Below are 16410 nucleotides of genomic sequence, written 5' to 3'. Positions count from 1 at the left end.
TTTCCAAAGGCGCCTCGGTTTAGAGCCTTACGCTGGCAAACGTCGACTCATTGCGCGCCTGACTCAGCGCCGACAACGGCCCGGACAAAGGCGACAGCACCAATGCTTGCGGCAGCGGCATCATCGCCACTTGTTGCGTGGTGTTGGAGCCTACGCGTTCGTCACGCGGAGGAATGCCGAAGTATTCGCGGTAGCACTTGGAGAAGTGCGGCGTGGACACGAAGCCGCACACTGACGCCACTTCGATGATCGACATCGGCGTTTGCTTGAGCAATTGCCGGGCGCGGATCAAACGCAGTTTCAGGTAGTAACGCGACGGCGAGCAATGCAGGTATTTCTGGAACAACCGCTCGAGTTGTCGACGGGACACGGCGACGTACACCGCCAGTTCGTCGAGGTCGATCGGCTCTTCAAGGTTGGCTTCCATCAGCGCAACGATTTCCTGCAACTTCGGCTGGTTGGTACCGAGCATGTGCTTGAGTGGCACGCGCTGGTGATCCTGTTCGTTACGGATGCGCTCGTAGACGAACATTTCCGAGATCGCAGCCGACAGTTCACGACCGTGATCGCGACTGATCAGGTGCAGCATCATGTCCAGCGGCGCGGTGCCGCCGGAGCTGGTGAAACGGTTACGGTCGAGGGTGAACAAACGGGTGCTCATGGCCACGCGCGGGAAGGCTTCCTGCATAGCGGCCAGGCATTCCCAGTGCACGCTGCAATCAAAACCGTCCAGCAGGCCGGCACAGGCCAGGGCCCAGCTGCCGGTACAAACCGCACCGAGGCGCTTGGACTGACGCGCCTGGCTTTGCAGCCACGACACGTGCTCGCGGGTTACGGTGCGCTGGATGCCGATACCGCCGCAGACAATGATGGTGTCCATGGAGGGTGCTTTGTGCATCGAGGCGTCGGGGGTGATCTGCAGACCGTCACTGGCCCAGACCTGACCGCCGTCGACGGTGAGCGTGGTCCAGCGATACAGCTCGCGACCGGACAATTGGTTGGCCATACGCAGGGGCTCTACGGCGGAGGCCAGAGAAATCAGCGTGAAATTGTCCAGCAGCAGAAAGCCGATGGATTGAGGCGCACGGTTCTGGGGTTGAGCCCCGGAGTTGAACGTCGTCATCGCGGTATCTCCTCACACAAAGCGGGTGATGGCCTCAGGCGGAGGCTCTTGTTATTGCCATCGTTCTCGCATGGGAGACGGGCTTTGTAATGACAGAGCAATTGCCATGCCTAAAATTGAATGCGCGTTCAATAACTCCTGAAAACGACGTCGCGGCGTGTCTATATAAGCCGCGTCGCGAGTAGGGGTTATACGTATCAGGAAGGGCAGCAAGCGCTCTGCTCCGTTGCGTGTGAGCAGATCGGTAGCACTTGTGGGAACAGGGCTGCGGCGCCCCTGAAAAGAGTGTCACCGCAAGCACGAGAGACGAACGGTCAGGGCCGGTTTGGATCCCTGGCTTGATACACGTGGCTTATCTGTAAGCGACGCGCCAAAACGTGGCGCGTTTCAATTCCCGTGTTCACTTAGCGCGCAGTTTTGACTGGTCTGGTGTGGCAGAAACCGTCCTGTGGCGAGGGAGCTTGCTCCCGATGGGCTGCGTCAGCAGCCCCAAACCCTGCGACCGCATTCTTTCAGGTACACCGCAGTCGCCGGTCTTGCGACTGCTGCGCAGCCGAGCGGGAGCAAGCTCCCTCGCCACAGGGTCGACGCGGTTTCAGCACTCGACCGCACTCACCGCCAACCCACCCCGCGATGTCTCTTTATATTTGTCATGCATATCCGCCCCGGTATCACGCATGGTGCGGATCACCCGGTCCAGCGAAATAAAGTGCTGACCATCGCCGCGCAACGCCATCTGTGCCGCGTTGATCGCTTTCACCGCGGCAATCGCATTGCGCTCGATGCACGGCACCTGCACCAGTCCGCCGACCGGATCGCAGGTCAGGCCGAGGTTATGCTCCAGGCCGATTTCCGCCGCATTGCACAACTGCTCCGGCGTGGCGCCAAGAATCTCCGCCAGTCCCGCAGCCGCCATGGCGCAAGCCGAACCGACTTCGCCCTGGCAACCGACTTCCGCACCGGAAATCGAAGCGTTCTTCTTGCACAGAATCCCTACCGCGGCGGCACTGAGGAAATAGTCGACCACGTTGGCGTCGGTCACCGCCTCGCTGAACTTCATAAAGTAGTGCAACACCGCCGGAATGATCCCCGCCGCGCCGTTGGTCGGCGCCGTGACCATGCGCCCGCCGGCGGCGTTTTCTTCGTTGACCGCCAGGGCGAACAGGTTGACCCACTCCATAGCGCTCAAGGTCGAGCCGATCACGTTGGGCTTGTTCAACTCCTGCAGGCTACGGTGCAATTTGGCTGCACGGCGGCGCACGTTCAGGCCACCGGGCAGGATGCCTTCGTGCTTGAGGCCCTGCTCGACGCAATCCTGCATCGCCCGCCAGAGTTTCATCAGCCCGGCGCGGATTTCTTCTTCGCTGCGCCAGACCTTCTCGTTGGCCATCATCAATTCGGCAACACGCAAGTTGTGCTGCTTGCAGAGGCTGAGCAGTTCGACGGCGCTGGAGAAATCGTACGGCAACTCGGTGCGATCCAGATCCACCACACCGCTGGATGCCTGGGCTTCATCAACGACAAATCCGCCGCCGATGGAATAGTAGGTGTCGCGGTGCAGCTCGCCGTCATCGCCTTCGGCGATCAGGGTCATGGCGTTGGGGTGGAACGGCAGGTTTTCGTCGATCAGGCGCATGTCCCGGCCCCAGATGAACGGCACCGACAAACGGCCATCGAGTAGCAGCGTGTGGGTTTCGCGCAGGGTTTCAATGCGAATGCCGATTTGCGACGGATCGATCGCGTCCGGCCACTCGCCCATCAGGCCCATGATCACCGCGTTGTCGCTGCCGTGACCGATGCCGGTGGCGGACAACGAGCCATAAAGCTGAACTTCGACGCGCCGCACTTGTTCCAAAAGACCCTGTTCACGCAAACCTTGCACGAACAGCGCCGCGGCGCGCATCGGCCCCACGGTGTGCGAACTGGAAGGACCGATGCCGATTTTGAACAGGTCGAAAACGCTGATAGCCATTACTGCCGAACTCCTGGATGTGCCTACTCCAGACGCAGAAGCGCCCGGTGACGGAGCTGCTACGCTCAAGCTGCAATCCGCCGAGATGGCCGCATCATCAGGCTTTTGCGGTGTCGTTCGACGTCTCACACCGACGCACTCATGCCCACCAACGCCGTGTGCGTTTTACGCCATGTTTTCGCCATTTTTTGGCGATGCAGAGGGGGAAAAGGGGCTGAAAAAATCTGTAAACGACGTCACCGACACTGGATGCGACCATCCCTGTACTGGTTACGACGCACCCTGTAGGCGTCAGATTTTCACTGGTACATGATCGTATCGACTCGATTGCAAGGCGCCCTGGTAGAGCTGTCTCCAAAACGCCATCCAACCGCAACCTATAAGTGCGGTGGTCCAGTCGGAACACTGCCAAAAAAAACACCAAGGAGTCCATCCATGAAAGGTTCCCCGTCGTTGTTGTTGGCCGCCATGCTGAGTCTGCCGTTACTGGCTCAAGCCGCAGAACCCGCTCAGTGCAGTACCGTAAACTTCTCCGATGTCGGCTGGACCGACATTACCGCGACAACCGCCACCACCAGCGTCGTGCTCGATGCCCTGGGCTACAAGACCAAAACCACCATGATTTCCGTTCCGGTGACCTACAAGTCCCTGGCCGATGGCAAGAACATGGATATTTTCCTCGGTAACTGGATGCCGACCATGGAAAACGACATCAAGGCCTACCGCGATGCCGGCACCGTGGATGTCGTGCGCACCAACCTCACCGGCGCCAAGTACACCCTCGCCGTGCCGCAGGCGCTGTACGACAAAGGGCTGCATGACTTCGCCGACATCGCCAAATTCAAGAAAGAACTCGACGGCAAGATCTACGGCATCGAACCGGGTAACGACGGCAACCGTCTGATCCAGAGTATGATCGACAAGAACGCCTTCGGCTTGAAGGACGCCGGATTCAAGATGGTCGAATCCAGCGAAGCGGGCATGTTGTCGCAAGTCGACCGCGCGCAGAAACGCGACACCGCCGTCGTATTCCTCGGCTGGGCGCCGCATCCGATGAACAAGCGTTTCAAGATTCAGTACCTGACCGGTGGTGACGACTTCTTCGGCCCTGACTTCGGTGCAGCCACCGTGGCAACCAATACCCGCAAGGGGTACGTCCAGGAGTGCAGCAACGTGGGCCAGTTGCTGAAAAACCTGGAATTCACCGTCGACATGGAAAGCTCACTGATGGGCAACATCCTGGACGACAAAATGAAGCCTGAAGCGGCCGCCAAGGCCTGGCTGAAAAAGAACCCACAGGTCCTCGATACCTGGCTCGCTGGCGTGACCACCATTGACGGTAAACCAGGCCTGGAGGCCGTGAAAGCCAAGCTCGCGCAGTAATCGCTTACGCCGGGCGGGTTCGCTCGCCCGGGCTGTTTATTTCCTTGCATGCGGACGTTCACTACCATGCTGATTGATCAGAAAATACCTCTAGGCCAGTACATTGCGGGCTTCGTTGAATGGTTGACGCAACACGGCGCCAACACCTTCGACGCAATCGCCGTGTCACTGGAAACGATGATCCACGGCGTGACTTTTGCGCTGACCTGGTTCAACCCGCTGGCATTGATCGGCCTCATCGCGCTACTGGCACATTTCATTCAACGAAAGTGGGGGCTGACCGTTTTCGTCATTGCCTCCTTTCTGCTGATCCTCAATCTGGGGTACTGGCAGGAAACCATGGAAACCCTCGCCCAGGTGTTGTTCGCCACCCTGGTCTGCGTGGTCATCGGCGTGCCGCTGGGCATCGTCGCCGCGCACAAGCCGATGTTCTACACCGTGATGCGTCCGGTACTCGATCTGATGCAGACCGTACCGACCTTCGTTTACCTCATTCCTACCCTGACCCTCTTCGGTCTGGGTGTGGTCCCGGGTCTGATTTCAACGGTAGTGTTCGCGATTGCCGCGCCTATCCGCCTGACATACCTGGGCATTCGCGATGTTCCTCAGGAACTGATGGACGCCGGCAAAGCCTTCGGCTGCTCGCGTCGTCAATTGCTCTCACGGATTGAATTGCCCCACGCCATGCCAAGCATCGCGGCCGGTATCACCCAGTGCATCATGCTGTCGTTGTCGATGGTGGTGATCGCGGCACTGGTGGGCGCCGACGGCCTGGGCAAACCCGTGGTCAACGCACTGAACACTGCTGATATCGCCCTGGGCTTCGAAGCCGGCCTGGCGATCGTATTGCTGGCGATCATGCTCGACCGTATCTGCAAACAACCCGACGCTAAAGCAGGGGGTGACGCATGAGCATTATTCGCTTCGAAGACGTCGACGTAATCTTCTCCAAAGATCCGCGCGAGGCGCTCAAGCTCCTCGACCAAGGCATGACCCGCGACCAGATCCTGAAAAAGACCGGCCAGATCGTCGGTGTTGAAAAGGCCAGCCTGGATATCGATAAAGGTGAAATCTGCGTGCTGATGGGCCTGTCCGGCTCCGGCAAATCGAGCCTGCTGCGCTGCATCAACGGCCTCAACACCGTCAGCCGTGGCAAGTTGTTTGTCGAGCACGAAGGCAAGCAGATCGACATCGCGTCCTGTACTCCGGCAGAACTGAAAATGATGCGCACCAAGCGTATCGCGATGGTGTTCCAGAAGTTCGCCCTGATGCCTTGGCTGACGGTGCGCGAGAACATCAGCTTCGGTCTGGAAATGCAGGGCCGCCCCGAGAAAGAACGGCGCAAACTGGTGGACGAAAAGCTTGAGCTGGTGGGTCTGACCCAGTGGCGCAACAAGAAGCCGGACGAGCTCTCCGGCGGCATGCAGCAGCGTGTTGGTTTGGCCCGCGCGCTGGCGATGGACGCCGACATTCTGTTGATGGACGAACCCTTCTCGGCCCTCGACCCGCTGATCCGCCAGGGCCTGCAAGACGAACTGCTGGAACTGCAACGCAAGCTCAGCAAAACCATCGTGTTCGTGAGCCACGACCTCGATGAAGCCCTGAAGCTTGGCAGCCGCATCGCGATCATGAAAGACGGTCGGATCATTCAGTACAGCAAGCCAGAAGAAATCGTGTTGAACCCGGCGGACGATTACGTGCGGACCTTTGTCGCGCACACCAACCCGCTGAACGTGTTGTGCGGTCGCAGCCTGATGCGCACCCTCGACAACTGCAAACGCATCAACGGTTCGGTCTGCCTCGATCCGGGCGGCGATTCGTGGCTGGACCTGGCCGAAGGCAACACCATCAAGGGCGCACGCCAGAATGGTTCAGCGCTGGATCTGCAGAACTGGGTGCCGGGTCAGGCGGTAGAAGGGCTGGGTCGTCGACCCACCCTGGTGGATTCGAACATCGGCATGCGCGATGCGCTGCAGATTCGTTATCAGACCGGCAACAAGCTGGTACTGCACGACAACAACAAGGTGGTCGGGATTCTCGGCGACAGCGAGCTGTATCACGCGCTGCTCGGCAAGAACCTGGGCTAAGGCAACAGACACAAAAACGCCGCGAGAGGATCGCGGCGTTTTTGTTAGTGCAGATATTTGGCTTGGAATGCTGATAACTGTGGCGAGGGAGCTTGCTCCCGCTGGGTTGCGTAGCAACCCCAAAACCCGACACCACGGTCATTCAGAAAGACCGCGTTATCGTTAAATGCGACTGCTACGCAGTCGAGCGGGAGCAAGCTCCCTCGCCACAATGGATCTGCGGTGCAGCAACTTGCACCGCATGACCTCAAGTTTCAGCTATAGACCCGGCCAAGGAGCTGCCGATGGCTTTCGAACTGATCGAGCACGTCACGGGTGATCTGATCCTGAGTGAAGCCCATCAAGTCGTAATCCTGGCTGCCGTTGTGCAGGTACACCTCGGCGCGGTAGTAACGTGCGCGCGGTTCATCGGCACTTTCGGCCGACACCGTGTCGCTCGCCGCCGCCAGATAGCCGTCCAGGCTCACTTCGTAGACAAAAGGGTTGCCCTCTTCCATCTCGATCCGCAGGCCCATGCAGCGCTTGGCCTTGCCCAGCAACGTTTGCACGTCCAGACCTTTGCCACGCAGCTGAACCACGGCCTCTTCCAGCGCCGGGCTGACTTGCTTGTCCATGAAGCGCTGAACGATCGACTGGTTCGGTTGCAGGTCCAGCTGGGTCAGACGCTCGCTGAAACCACGACGACCGCGTGCAGCCAGTTCCGCTTGCTCCTGTTCGATCTGCACGTCCTGGCGCATGGCCTTGTGCAAGCCGAACATGAAGAACACCAGCACCACCGAGAACGGCAGGCCGGCCAGCACCACCATGGTTTGCATGGCTTCGAAGTTACCGGCGAACAGCAGGCCGATGGTCACCAGGGTGATCACCACGGACCAGAAGATCCGCAGCCAGTGCGGTGCATCTTCGTCGACATTGCCGCCCTTGCACGAAAGGTTGGCCATCATCACCGCACCGGAATCCGCCGGGGTCAGGAACAGCACGAAACCCACGAAGATCGACACGCCGATCACCACTTTCGACGCCGGGTAATGCTCCAGCAACTGGTAGATCGCCATGGACGGCTGTTCCAGCGCCGTCTTCCCGAGCTCCACCGCCCCATGGTTCATCACCAGGTCCAGGGCCGAGTTACCGAAGATCGACAGCCACGCCAGGGTGAACCCCAGCGGAATAAGCAGCACGCCCGCCACCAGTTCACGCACCGTGCGACCGCGGGAAATACGCGCGATGAACATGCCTACGAATGGCGCCCAGGAAATCCACCAGGCCCAGTAGAACAGGGTCCACAGGCCCAACCAGCGGTCGGACTTCTCACTGTCGCCTTCGTAAACGTAGAGGTCGAAGGTCTTCAGTACCACGCCGTTCAGGTAGTCACCGATGTTCTGCACAAAGCCGTTGAGCAGGTGCAAAGTCGGTCCGAACAGCAGCACGAAAATCAGCAGCCCGCTGAACAACACGATGTTCAGGTTGGACAGACGGCGAATGCCGTTTTCCACGCCGGACACGGCAGCGATAGTCGCCACGGTGCTCATCACGATGATCACGATCAGCAGGTTGGTGTTGCTGTGTTCCATGCCGAACAGGTTTTCAAGGCCCGACGACACTTGCAGCGAACCGATCCCCAGGTTCGTCACCAGCCCCAGCAGGGTCACGAACATGCCGAAGCCGTCCACCGCGTGACCGGCCGCGCCTTTGACCCAACGTTCGCCCACCAGCGGATACAGCGCCGAACGCAACGCCAGCGGCTGATTATGACGGTAGGCAAAGTAAGCAACGGCCAGGCCGACCAGTGCGTAGATCGCCCAACCGTGCAGGCCCCAGTGCAGGAAAGTCAGCTGCACCGCCTGACGTGCGGCCATGTTGCTGGCCGAAACGCCTTCCGGCGGGTTGAAGTAGTGGTCCAGCGGCTCGGAAGCACCGAAATACAACAGCGAGATGCCGATACCCGAGGAGAACAGCATCCCCGCCCAGGCGCCATAGCTGAAGTCCGGGGTGTCGTCCTTGCTGCCCAGTTTGAGTTTGCCGTAGGACGAAAACGCCAGGCCGACCACGAAAACCAGGTACGCGGCGATCACCACCATGTAGTACCAGCCGAAGCTGCGGGACAACCAGGCCTGAGCCACTCCGAGCATTCTGCCGGCCTCTTGCGGGGCGATGATCAGAATGGCGGTCAACAGCAGGATCAGCGCGGTAGAGGTGTAGAACACCCAACCGTTGACCGTCACCTTCTCGGGCGGGGTCTTTATAAGAGAGGCAGAACTCATGGCACAGAGGCTCCGGCAGTGCGAGAGAAGAACACAAGGCAACGCGATACCCGACCAATCGATGAGTTGGCAGCCGACCGGCGGGTGATATAAAGACACCCCGAAAAAAGCCCGAAGCCTGTGGACGCCGTTGCGTATAGGTTTCGAGCCGTTTTGGATGTCGGTTTATCGCCATTTACACGTAGGAAAAATCTGTAAGCAGCGACGATTTGTCGCAGATCTTATTCTTTGTTGATTGAACGTTCAATCAAAACAAAATAGACTGGCCCTCAACCCGATAGACGTTTTGCGTCTGCCGGAAGGCCTAAGGAGATGTGCAAGATGCCCAAGGTCGGTATGCAACCCATCCGCCGCCAGCAATTGATCGAAGCCACATTGCAGGCCGTCGATCAGGTCGGGATGGGGGACGCCAGCATTGCGCTGATCGCCCGTTTGGCCGGTGTCTCGAATGGCATCATCAGTCATTACTTTCAGGACAAGAACGGCCTGATAGCTGCCACGGCGCAGTACCTGATGAGTGTCCTCAGCGAGAACGTCACCGCGCGCCGTCAGGCGCTGGAAGATGACAGCCCGCGGGCGCATCTGCAGGTGATCATCGAAGGCAACTTCGACGCCAGCCAGGTCAATGGCCCGGCAATGAAAACCTGGCTGGCCTTCTGGGCTACCAGCATGCACCACCCGTCTTTGCACAGGTTGCAGCGGATCAACGATCACCGTCTGTATTCCAACCTGTGCTGCCAGTTCCGTCGCGTATTGCCGCTCGATGATGCGCGCAGTGCAGCCCGGGGCCTGGCGGCGTTGATTGACGGTTTGTGGTTGCGGGGGGCGCTGTCGGGAGATGCTTTCGACACGGAGCAGGCGCACCGGATCGCTTACGAATACATGGATTTCCAATTGGCCAAGCAGGTGAGTTAGAGCACACATAACGCTCAGCCCCTGAACTGCTGCCGATCGGTGTTGCCACACTTGTATGGCTTCACCGCGGTGGCCTACGCCAACCACTTATGCACTTGCGAGGACACTATGGCCCGTTTCGAACTGCAAAAACTCTACATCGATGGCGGTTACTCCGACGCCAGCAGCGACGCCACTTTCGAAGCCATCAACCCGGCTAACGGTGAAGTCCTCGCAAACGTACAGCGTGCGACCAAGGAAGACGTCGAGCGCGCTGTCGTCAGCGCCGAAAAGGGCCAGAAAATCTGGGCCGCGATGACCGCCATGGAGCGTTCGCGCATCCTGCGCCGTGCCGTGGACATCCTGCGCGAGCGCAACGATGAACTGGCCGCCCTGGAAACCCTGGACACCGGCAAGTCGTTCTCCGAAACCAAGTATGTCGACATCGTCACCGGTGCTGACGTGCTGGAGTACTACGCTGGCCTGGTTCCGGCCATCGAAGGCGAGCAGATTCCGCTGCGTACCACCTCGTTCGTCTACACCCGTCGCGAGCCGCTGGGCGTTGTCGCCGGTATCGGTGCGTGGAACTACCCGATCCAGATCGCCCTGTGGAAATCCGCACCAGCCCTGGCGGCGGGTAACGCGATGATCTTCAAGCCAAGCGAAGTCACGTCCCTGACCACGCTGAAACTGGCCGAGATCTACACCGAAGCGGGCGTTCCAGCGGGTGTGTTCAACGTCCTGACCGGCAGCGGCCGTGAAGTCGGCACCTGGCTGACCGAGCACCCACGCATCGAGAAAGTCTCCTTCACCGGCGGCACCGACACCGGCAAGAAGGTGATGGCCAGTGCTTCCAGTTCCTCGCTGAAAGACGTGACCATGGAACTGGGCGGCAAGTCCCCGCTGATCATTTTCGATGACGCCGACCTCGATCGCGCCGCCGACACCGCGATGATGGCCAACTTCTACAGCTCCGGTCAGGTCTGCACAAACGGTACCCGAGTGTTCGTACCGAGCCATCTGAAAGCGGCGTTCGAAGCCAAGATCGCTGAGCGCGTTGCCCGTATCCGTATCGGCAACCCGGAAGACGAAAACACCAACTTCGGCCCGCTGGTCAGCTTTGCCCACATGGAAAGCGTGCTGGGTTACATCGCCAAAGGTAAGGAAGAAGGCGCTCGCGTGCTGTGCGGCGGTAGCCGTCTGACCGAAGGCGACTTCGCCAAAGGCGCCTTCGTGGCACCGACCGTGTTCACCGACTGCACCGACGAGATGACCATTGTGCGCGAAGAAATCTTCGGCCCGGTCATGGCGATCCTGACCTACGAAACCGAAGAAGAAGTGATCCGTCGTGCCAACGACACCGACTTCGGCCTGGCCGCTGGCATCGTCACCAAGGACCTGAACCGCGCTCACCGCGTGATTCATCAACTGGAAGCCGGTATCTGCTGGATCAACGCCTGGGGCGAGTCCGACGCGAAGATGCCGGTCGGCGGCTACAAGCAGTCGGGTGTTGGCCGTGAGAACGGCATCAGCTCGCTGAACAACTTCACACGCATCAAATCGGTACAGGTTGAGCTGGGCGATTACGCCTCGGTGTTCTAAGGCGGCATCAGCTTCGCCTGCGAGGCCGTCATCGCCAGCAGGCTGGCTCCCACAGAGTACGTATTCCAATGTGGGAGCCAGCCTGTCGGATCGCCGCACCGTGGCGATCGAGTGCGCAGCACTCCCAACGGTCTGACCTGACCACTTTCAAAGAGGGTGCATTTCAATGTCCCAAGAATTCGATTACATCATCATCGGTGCCGGCTCGGCCGGTAACACCCTGGCGACCCGTCTGACTGAAGACGAAGGCGTCACCGTCCTGCTGCTCGAAGCCGGCGGTCCGGACTACCGCCTGGACTTCCGCACGCAAATGCCGGCCGCCCTGGCGTTCCCGCTGCAAGGTCGTCGCTACAACTGGGCCTACGAAACCGATCCGGAGCCACACATGGACGGTCGCCGGATGGAATGCGGCCGCGGCAAGGGCCTCGGTGGTTCTTCGCTGATCAACGGCATGTGCTACATCCGCGGCAACGCGATGGACTACGACAACTGGGCCAAGCTTCCAGGTCTTGAAGACTGGGACTACCTGAACTGCCTCCCGTACTTCCGCAAGGCTGAAACCCGTGACATCGGCCCGAACGACTACCACGGTGGCGACGGTCCGGTCAGCGTGACCACGCCGAAAGCCGGCAACAACCCGCTGTTCCACGCCATGGTTGAAGCCGGCGTACAAGCCGGTTACCCGCGCACCGAAGACTTGAACGGTTACCAGCAAGAAGGCTTCGGCCCGATGGACCGCACCGTGACGCCGAACGGCCGTCGCGCCAGCACCGCACGCGGCTACCTGGACATCGCCAAGAAGCGCTCGACCCTGACCATCGTCACCCACGCCCTGACCGACAAGATCCTGTTCGAAGGCAAGCGTGCGGTCGGCGTGCGTTACCTGATCGGCGCCGCTGAAGAGCGCGTTGAAGCCCGCGCCCGCAAAGAAGTGCTGTTGTGCTCCGGCGCCATCGCTTCGCCGCAGATCCTGCAACGCTCTGGCGTCGGCCCGGCCGAACTGCTGAACAAGCTCGATATCCCGGTGGTTCACGACCTGCCAGGCGTCGGCGAAAACCTGCAGGATCACCTCGAGTTGTACCTGCAATACGCCTGCACCCAGCCGGTCTCGTTGTACCCGTCGCTGCTCTGGTACAACCAGCCGGCCATCGGTGCCGAGTGGCTGTTCAACGGCACCGGTATCGGCGCCAGCAACCAGTTCGAAGCCGGCGGATTCATCCGCACCCGCGAGGAATTCGATTGGCCGAACATCCAGTACCACTTCCTGCCAGTTGCCATTAACTACAACGGCAGCAACGGGGTGAAAGAGCACGGCTTCCAGGCGCACATGGGTTCCATGCGTTCGCCGAGCCGCGGTCGCATCCAGGCCAAGTCGAAGGACCCGCGCGAGTACCCGAGCATCCTGTTCAACTACATGGCCACCGAGCAGGACTGGCAGGAATTCCGCGACGGCATCCGCCTGACCCGCGAAATCATGCAACAGCCGGCACTGGACGCCTTCCGTGGCCGCGAAATCAGCCCGGGCATTGACGTGCAAACCGATGAGCAGCTCGACAAGTTCATCCGCGAGCACGCCGAAACGGCGTTCCACCCGTCCTGCTCGTGCAAGATGGGCACCGACGAAATGGCCGTGGTCGATGCCGAAGGTCGCGTGCATGGCATGCAAGCCCTGCGTGTGGTCGATGCCTCGATCATGCCGATCATCACCACCGGCAACCTGAATGCGCCAACGATCATGATCGCCGAGAAAATCGCCGACAAGATCCGTGGCCGCAAGCCGTTGCCGCGCAGCACGGCCGACTACTACGTGGCCGGTGATGCACCGGTGCGTGGCAAGCCGCTGCGGGATGTGAGCCTGACTGCTCAGTAAGACCGTTACGCCTCGGCGTGGCTCATCGCGGGCAAGCCCGCTCCCCCAGGTTCAGGGTTGGATTACACATTTGTGATTCACCCAGGCCCCCTGTGGGAGCGGGCTTGCCCGCGATGGGGTCCGACCAGACAACGCCTCCCTGCCTGACACACCCCGGCACTTCCTGCACCGCCCCGCCCTTGATATCGATCCCCGCCCAGGCCTAATCTAGCGCCACGCAAACGTTTCACCCCCCCTCGCAACACCGATACATCGCAACCCCATACCAAGGAGGTTCCCGAATGTTCGATTTCCACCCCCAGCTCAAGCAGCGCTTCGCTGCCTTGCGCACGGGCGCTGAATTCTTTTCGCTGCGTTATGTGCGCGAGTCCGGCCAGTACCTGTCGGTGCGCAAGAACGTCGCCGAACCTCCGAGCCTGAGTCGTGACGAAGGCGCGATGTTGACCGTGCGCGTCAACGGCGTCGAAGCCTACGCCGCGACCAACGACCTGTCGCAATCCGGCCTGCAGGCCGCGCTGGAAAAAGCCGAGCAACACGCCCGCCGGCTCAAGCCCCACGCCCTGCTCGACTTGCGTGATCAAGCCGTCTCCAGCGACCGCGCCGATTACTTCTCGCCGAACTTCGACCTGCCCTTCCCGTCCCTGAGCGATTGCTATCAACTGCTCGGCGCCGAATCAGCGTCCGTGCCCAAGGACGAGCGACTGGTGAACTGGCAGGTGAGCATCGGCATCACCAACGTCGAACAGATCTACCTCAGCAGCGCCGGCGCTGAACTGCGCCAGGCCCAGCGTTTCATCTACCCGAGCCTGGAAGTCACCGCCTACGACGGCAGCGACAGCCAGACCCGTACCCTCGGCCGCGAAAACTTCGGCCAACAGGGCGGCTTTGATGTGATCAGTCGCTGCGGCCTGGTGGGTGCAGGCCCGAAAATCGCCGATCAGGCGCTGCAATTGTTGCTGGCACCGAACGCCCCGCAAGGCCCGCGCGACCTGCTGTTGATGCCCGACCAGATGATGCTGCAGATCCACGAATCCATCGGTCATCCGCTGGAACTGGACCGCATCCTCGGTGACGAGCGCAATTACGCCGGCACCAGTTTCGTCAAGGCAGAAGACTTCGGCCATCTGCAATACGGTTCGACACTGCTCAACGTGACCTTCGACCCGGACATCCCCGAGCAGCTCGCCAGCTACGGCCATGACGACGACGGCACCGCCGCCAGCAAGCAATTTCTGATCAAAGAAGGCTTGCTCCTGCGTCCATTGGGCGGTGCGCTGTCGCAATTCCGTGCCGGCATGGACGGCGTCGCCAACAGCCGCGCCTGCGGCTGGAATCGCCCGCCGATCGACCGCATGGCCAACCTGAACATCGAGCCTGGCGACCAACCGCTTGAGCAACTGATCGGCAACATCGAACACGGCATTTTGATGAGCACCAACCGCTCCTGGTCGATCGACGATGCGCGCAACAAATTCCAGTTCGGTTGCGAATGGGCACAGTTGATTGAAAACGGCGAGCTCAAAGGCGTGGTGAAAAACCCGAACTACCGGGCGATTTCCGCGCAGTTCTGGAAAAGCCTCAGCGCCGTCGGCGATGCCAGCACCTTCAAGGTTCTTGGCACCCCGAACTGCGGCAAGGGTGAGCCGAACCAGGTGATCCGTGTCGGCCATGCGTCGCCGGCCTGTGTGTTCAGCAATGTGGATGTGTTTGGGGGAGACGCCTGATGACTACGTCAAACAATCAGGCCGACGGGTTCAAGGCCTTGGTCAACTGGCTGCGCGACGCCATTCGCGAACCGGAGCAATTTACCCTCAGCTACGCCGCCGAGTCATCGGCCTTTGTTCGTTTCAACCACGCCAGGGTGCGTCAGGCCGGTCAGGTTCAGCAAGCGAGTGTCGGCTTCAAACTGATCAACGAGGGTCGGCATGCCGACCTCGATATCACGCTGTCGGGCAATGCCGAAGTCGACCTCCAGCGTTTGGCCGAAGGGCTGCAACAGTTGCGCGAGACCTTGCCGTTGCTGCCGAAAGATCCATATCTGCTGCTCAACCACAACGGCTGGCAAAGCAAGAACGTGCAGGCGCATCCGCTGCCGGACACCGAGCAAGTGGTCGGCGAAATCGCCCAGGCTGCCGAAGGCCTGGACCTGGTGGGCTTCTATGCAGCCGGTCCGATCAGTCGCGGATTCGCCAGCTCTTCAGGCGCGTTCGGCTGGCACCAGGCCAACAGCTTCAACTTTGACTTCAGCCTGTTTCATGACAACGGGCAGGCAGTGAAAGCCAGCTACGCCGGGCACGACTGGAACAGCGAAGGGTTTGCCAAACGCTTTGCCCAGGCACGGGAGCAGTTGGCGTTTCTCGGCAGGCCGCAGCGCACTCTGCCGCCAGGTCAGTACCGCGCCTTTCTGGCACCGGCAGCCATGGGCGAAATCATGGATATGCTCGGCTGGGGCGGTTTTTCGGCGCAGTCGATTGCCAGCAAAAACAGTCCGCTGCAGAAGCTTTTCGCAGGCAACAACTCGTTCAGCCCGCTCGTGTCCGTCGATGAAAAAGTCAGCGGTTCGTTGAGCCCGGCGTTCTCCGGCGAGGGGTATCCGCGCAGCGATCTCAAGTTGATTGTCGACGGCAAGGCCGGCGCGCAAATGGTCAGCTCGCGCAGTGCAGCCGAGTACGGCCTGACCGCCAACGGTGCCAGTGGCGGTGAAATGCCGAGCGCCTTGAACATGGCGGCCGGGACGTTGCCTGATGCAGAGATTCTCAAGCAACTGGGCACGGGGCTGTACATCAGCAATCTGTGGTACTTGAACTACTCGGACCAGCCGGGGGCGCGCATGACCGGCATGACAAGGTTCGCGACGTTCTGGGTCGAGAATGGCGAGATACAGGCGCCGGTGAGCACCATGCGTTTTGATGACAGTGCTTACAGCTTGCTGGGTTCACAGCTGGAGGCGTTGACCGAAGAGCGCGAGTTGTTGCTGTCGGCGAGCACGTACAGTCAGCGAGCAACGGCTTCGGCGCTGTTGCCGGGTGCACTGATCAGCAAACTGACGTTGACGCTGTAAACACAAAACCCTGTGGCGAGGGAGCTTGCTCCCGCTGGGCTGCGAAGCGGCCCAAAAATCAGTAAACACGGTTCATCAGACAAACCGCATTTACCGGGTTTACGACTGCTTCGCAGCCGAGCGGGAGCAAGCTCCCTCGCCACAGGTCAACGACAGC

11 protein-coding genes are annotated in these 16410 nt (G+C 60.3%); 8 read left to right on the top strand and 3 right to left on the bottom strand.

Going from position 1 to position 16410, the window contains the following annotated elements:
• Positions 1-19: 19 nt before the first annotated feature.
• Entirely contained in the window at positions 20-1123 is a 1104-nt protein-coding gene (locus ACM6IQ_RS26160; protein ID WP_017341204.1) for a GlxA family transcriptional regulator, read from the bottom strand.
• 595 nt (positions 1124-1718) lie between these two features.
• Positions 1719-3095 carry an L-serine ammonia-lyase gene (locus ACM6IQ_RS26155; RefSeq protein WP_414880187.1) on the bottom strand — a complete coding sequence of 459 codons (1377 nt, stop codon included), beginning with the start codon at positions 3093-3095 and terminating at the stop codon, positions 1719-1721.
• A gap of 435 nt (positions 3096-3530) precedes the next feature.
• On the opposite strand from ACM6IQ_RS26155, the gene ACM6IQ_RS26150 reads away from it, so the two are divergent.
• The 3 genes from ACM6IQ_RS26150 (at position 3531) to choV (ending at position 6565) form a co-directional block, all read left to right on the top strand.
• The gene (locus ACM6IQ_RS26150; RefSeq protein WP_017341206.1) at positions 3531-4478 is read left to right on the top strand and encodes a choline ABC transporter substrate-binding protein; all 948 of its coding nucleotides are present in this window, start codon (positions 3531-3533) and stop codon (positions 4476-4478) included.
• Between the two features lie 66 nt (positions 4479-4544).
• Positions 4545-5390 carry a choline ABC transporter permease subunit gene (gene choW / locus ACM6IQ_RS26145; protein WP_017341207.1) on the top strand — a complete coding sequence of 282 codons (846 nt, stop codon included), beginning with the start codon at positions 4545-4547 and terminating at the stop codon, positions 5388-5390.
• Positions 5387-6565, top strand: coding sequence for a choline ABC transporter ATP-binding protein (gene choV / locus ACM6IQ_RS26140; protein WP_017341208.1), 1179 nt, complete (start codon positions 5387-5389; stop codon positions 6563-6565). The genes choW and choV overlap by 4 nt, the downstream gene beginning before the upstream one ends.
• Before the next feature lie 254 nt (positions 6566-6819).
• Here choV and ACM6IQ_RS26135 read toward each other — a convergent pair whose 3' ends face one another.
• Entirely contained in the window at positions 6820-8769 is a 1950-nt protein-coding gene (locus ACM6IQ_RS26135) for a BCCT family transporter (protein WP_235864486.1), read from the bottom strand.
• Between the two features lie 378 nt (positions 8770-9147).
• On the opposite strand from ACM6IQ_RS26135, the gene betI reads away from it, so the two are divergent.
• The 5 genes from betI (at position 9148) to ACM6IQ_RS26110 (ending at position 16253) form a co-directional block, all read left to right on the top strand.
• Positions 9148-9741 carry a transcriptional regulator BetI gene (betI, locus tag ACM6IQ_RS26130; RefSeq protein WP_017341210.1) on the top strand — a complete coding sequence of 198 codons (594 nt, stop codon included), beginning with the start codon at positions 9148-9150 and terminating at the stop codon, positions 9739-9741.
• 108 nt (positions 9742-9849) lie between these two features.
• Entirely contained in the window at positions 9850-11322 is a 1473-nt protein-coding gene (gene betB / locus ACM6IQ_RS26125) for a betaine-aldehyde dehydrogenase (protein ID WP_414880186.1), read from the top strand.
• 166 nt (positions 11323-11488) lie between these two features.
• Positions 11489-13192: a choline dehydrogenase gene (gene betA, locus ACM6IQ_RS26120; RefSeq protein WP_414880185.1), complete on the top strand. Its 1704-nt coding sequence runs from the start codon at positions 11489-11491 to the stop codon at positions 13190-13192.
• Positions 13193-13473: 281 nt separating this feature from the next.
• A complete protein-coding gene (locus ACM6IQ_RS26115) occupies positions 13474-14916 on the top strand; it encodes a TldD/PmbA family protein (protein WP_017341213.1) in 1443 nt (480 codons plus the stop codon).
• Positions 14916-16253, top strand: a complete 1338-nt coding sequence (locus ACM6IQ_RS26110) for a TldD/PmbA family protein (protein ID WP_414880184.1) — start codon at positions 14916-14918, stop codon at positions 16251-16253. The genes ACM6IQ_RS26115 and ACM6IQ_RS26110 overlap by 1 nt, the downstream gene beginning before the upstream one ends.
• Positions 16254-16410 lie beyond the last annotated feature (157 nt).

The organism is Pseudomonas sp. IT-P100 (genome assembly GCF_949767185.1).
GTDB lineage: Bacteria > Pseudomonadota > Gammaproteobacteria > Pseudomonadales > Pseudomonadaceae > Aquipseudomonas > Aquipseudomonas fluorescens_B.
The sequence above is the reverse complement of the archived record's forward strand: the minus strand, read 5'-3'. Positions and strand labels throughout refer to the sequence as shown.

Bases quoted from the DNA above. Each gene is read 5' to 3' on its own strand.
- betA (WP_414880185.1), top strand. From the start codon at position 11,489: ATGTCCCAAGAATTCGATTACATCATCATCGGTGCCGGCTCGGCCGGT.
- choW (WP_017341207.1), top strand. From the start codon at position 4,545: ATGCTGATTGATCAGAAAATACCTCTAGGCCAGTACATTGCGGGCTTC.
- ACM6IQ_RS26110 (WP_414880184.1), top strand. From the start codon at position 14,916: ATGACTACGTCAAACAATCAGGCCGACGGGTTCAAGGCCTTGGTCAAC.
- betI (WP_017341210.1), top strand. From the start codon at position 9,148: ATGCCCAAGGTCGGTATGCAACCCATCCGCCGCCAGCAATTGATCGAA.
- ACM6IQ_RS26160 (WP_017341204.1), bottom strand. From the start codon at position 1,123: ATGACGACGTTCAACTCCGGGGCTCAACCCCAGAACCGTGCGCCTCAA.
- choV (WP_017341208.1), top strand. From the start codon at position 5,387: ATGAGCATTATTCGCTTCGAAGACGTCGACGTAATCTTCTCCAAAGAT.
- ACM6IQ_RS26155 (WP_414880187.1), bottom strand. From the start codon at position 3,095: ATGGCTATCAGCGTTTTCGACCTGTTCAAAATCGGCATCGGTCCTTCC.
- ACM6IQ_RS26115 (WP_017341213.1), top strand. From the start codon at position 13,474: ATGTTCGATTTCCACCCCCAGCTCAAGCAGCGCTTCGCTGCCTTGCGC.
- betB (WP_414880186.1), top strand. From the start codon at position 9,850: ATGGCCCGTTTCGAACTGCAAAAACTCTACATCGATGGCGGTTACTCC.
- ACM6IQ_RS26150 (WP_017341206.1), top strand. From the start codon at position 3,531: ATGAAAGGTTCCCCGTCGTTGTTGTTGGCCGCCATGCTGAGTCTGCCG.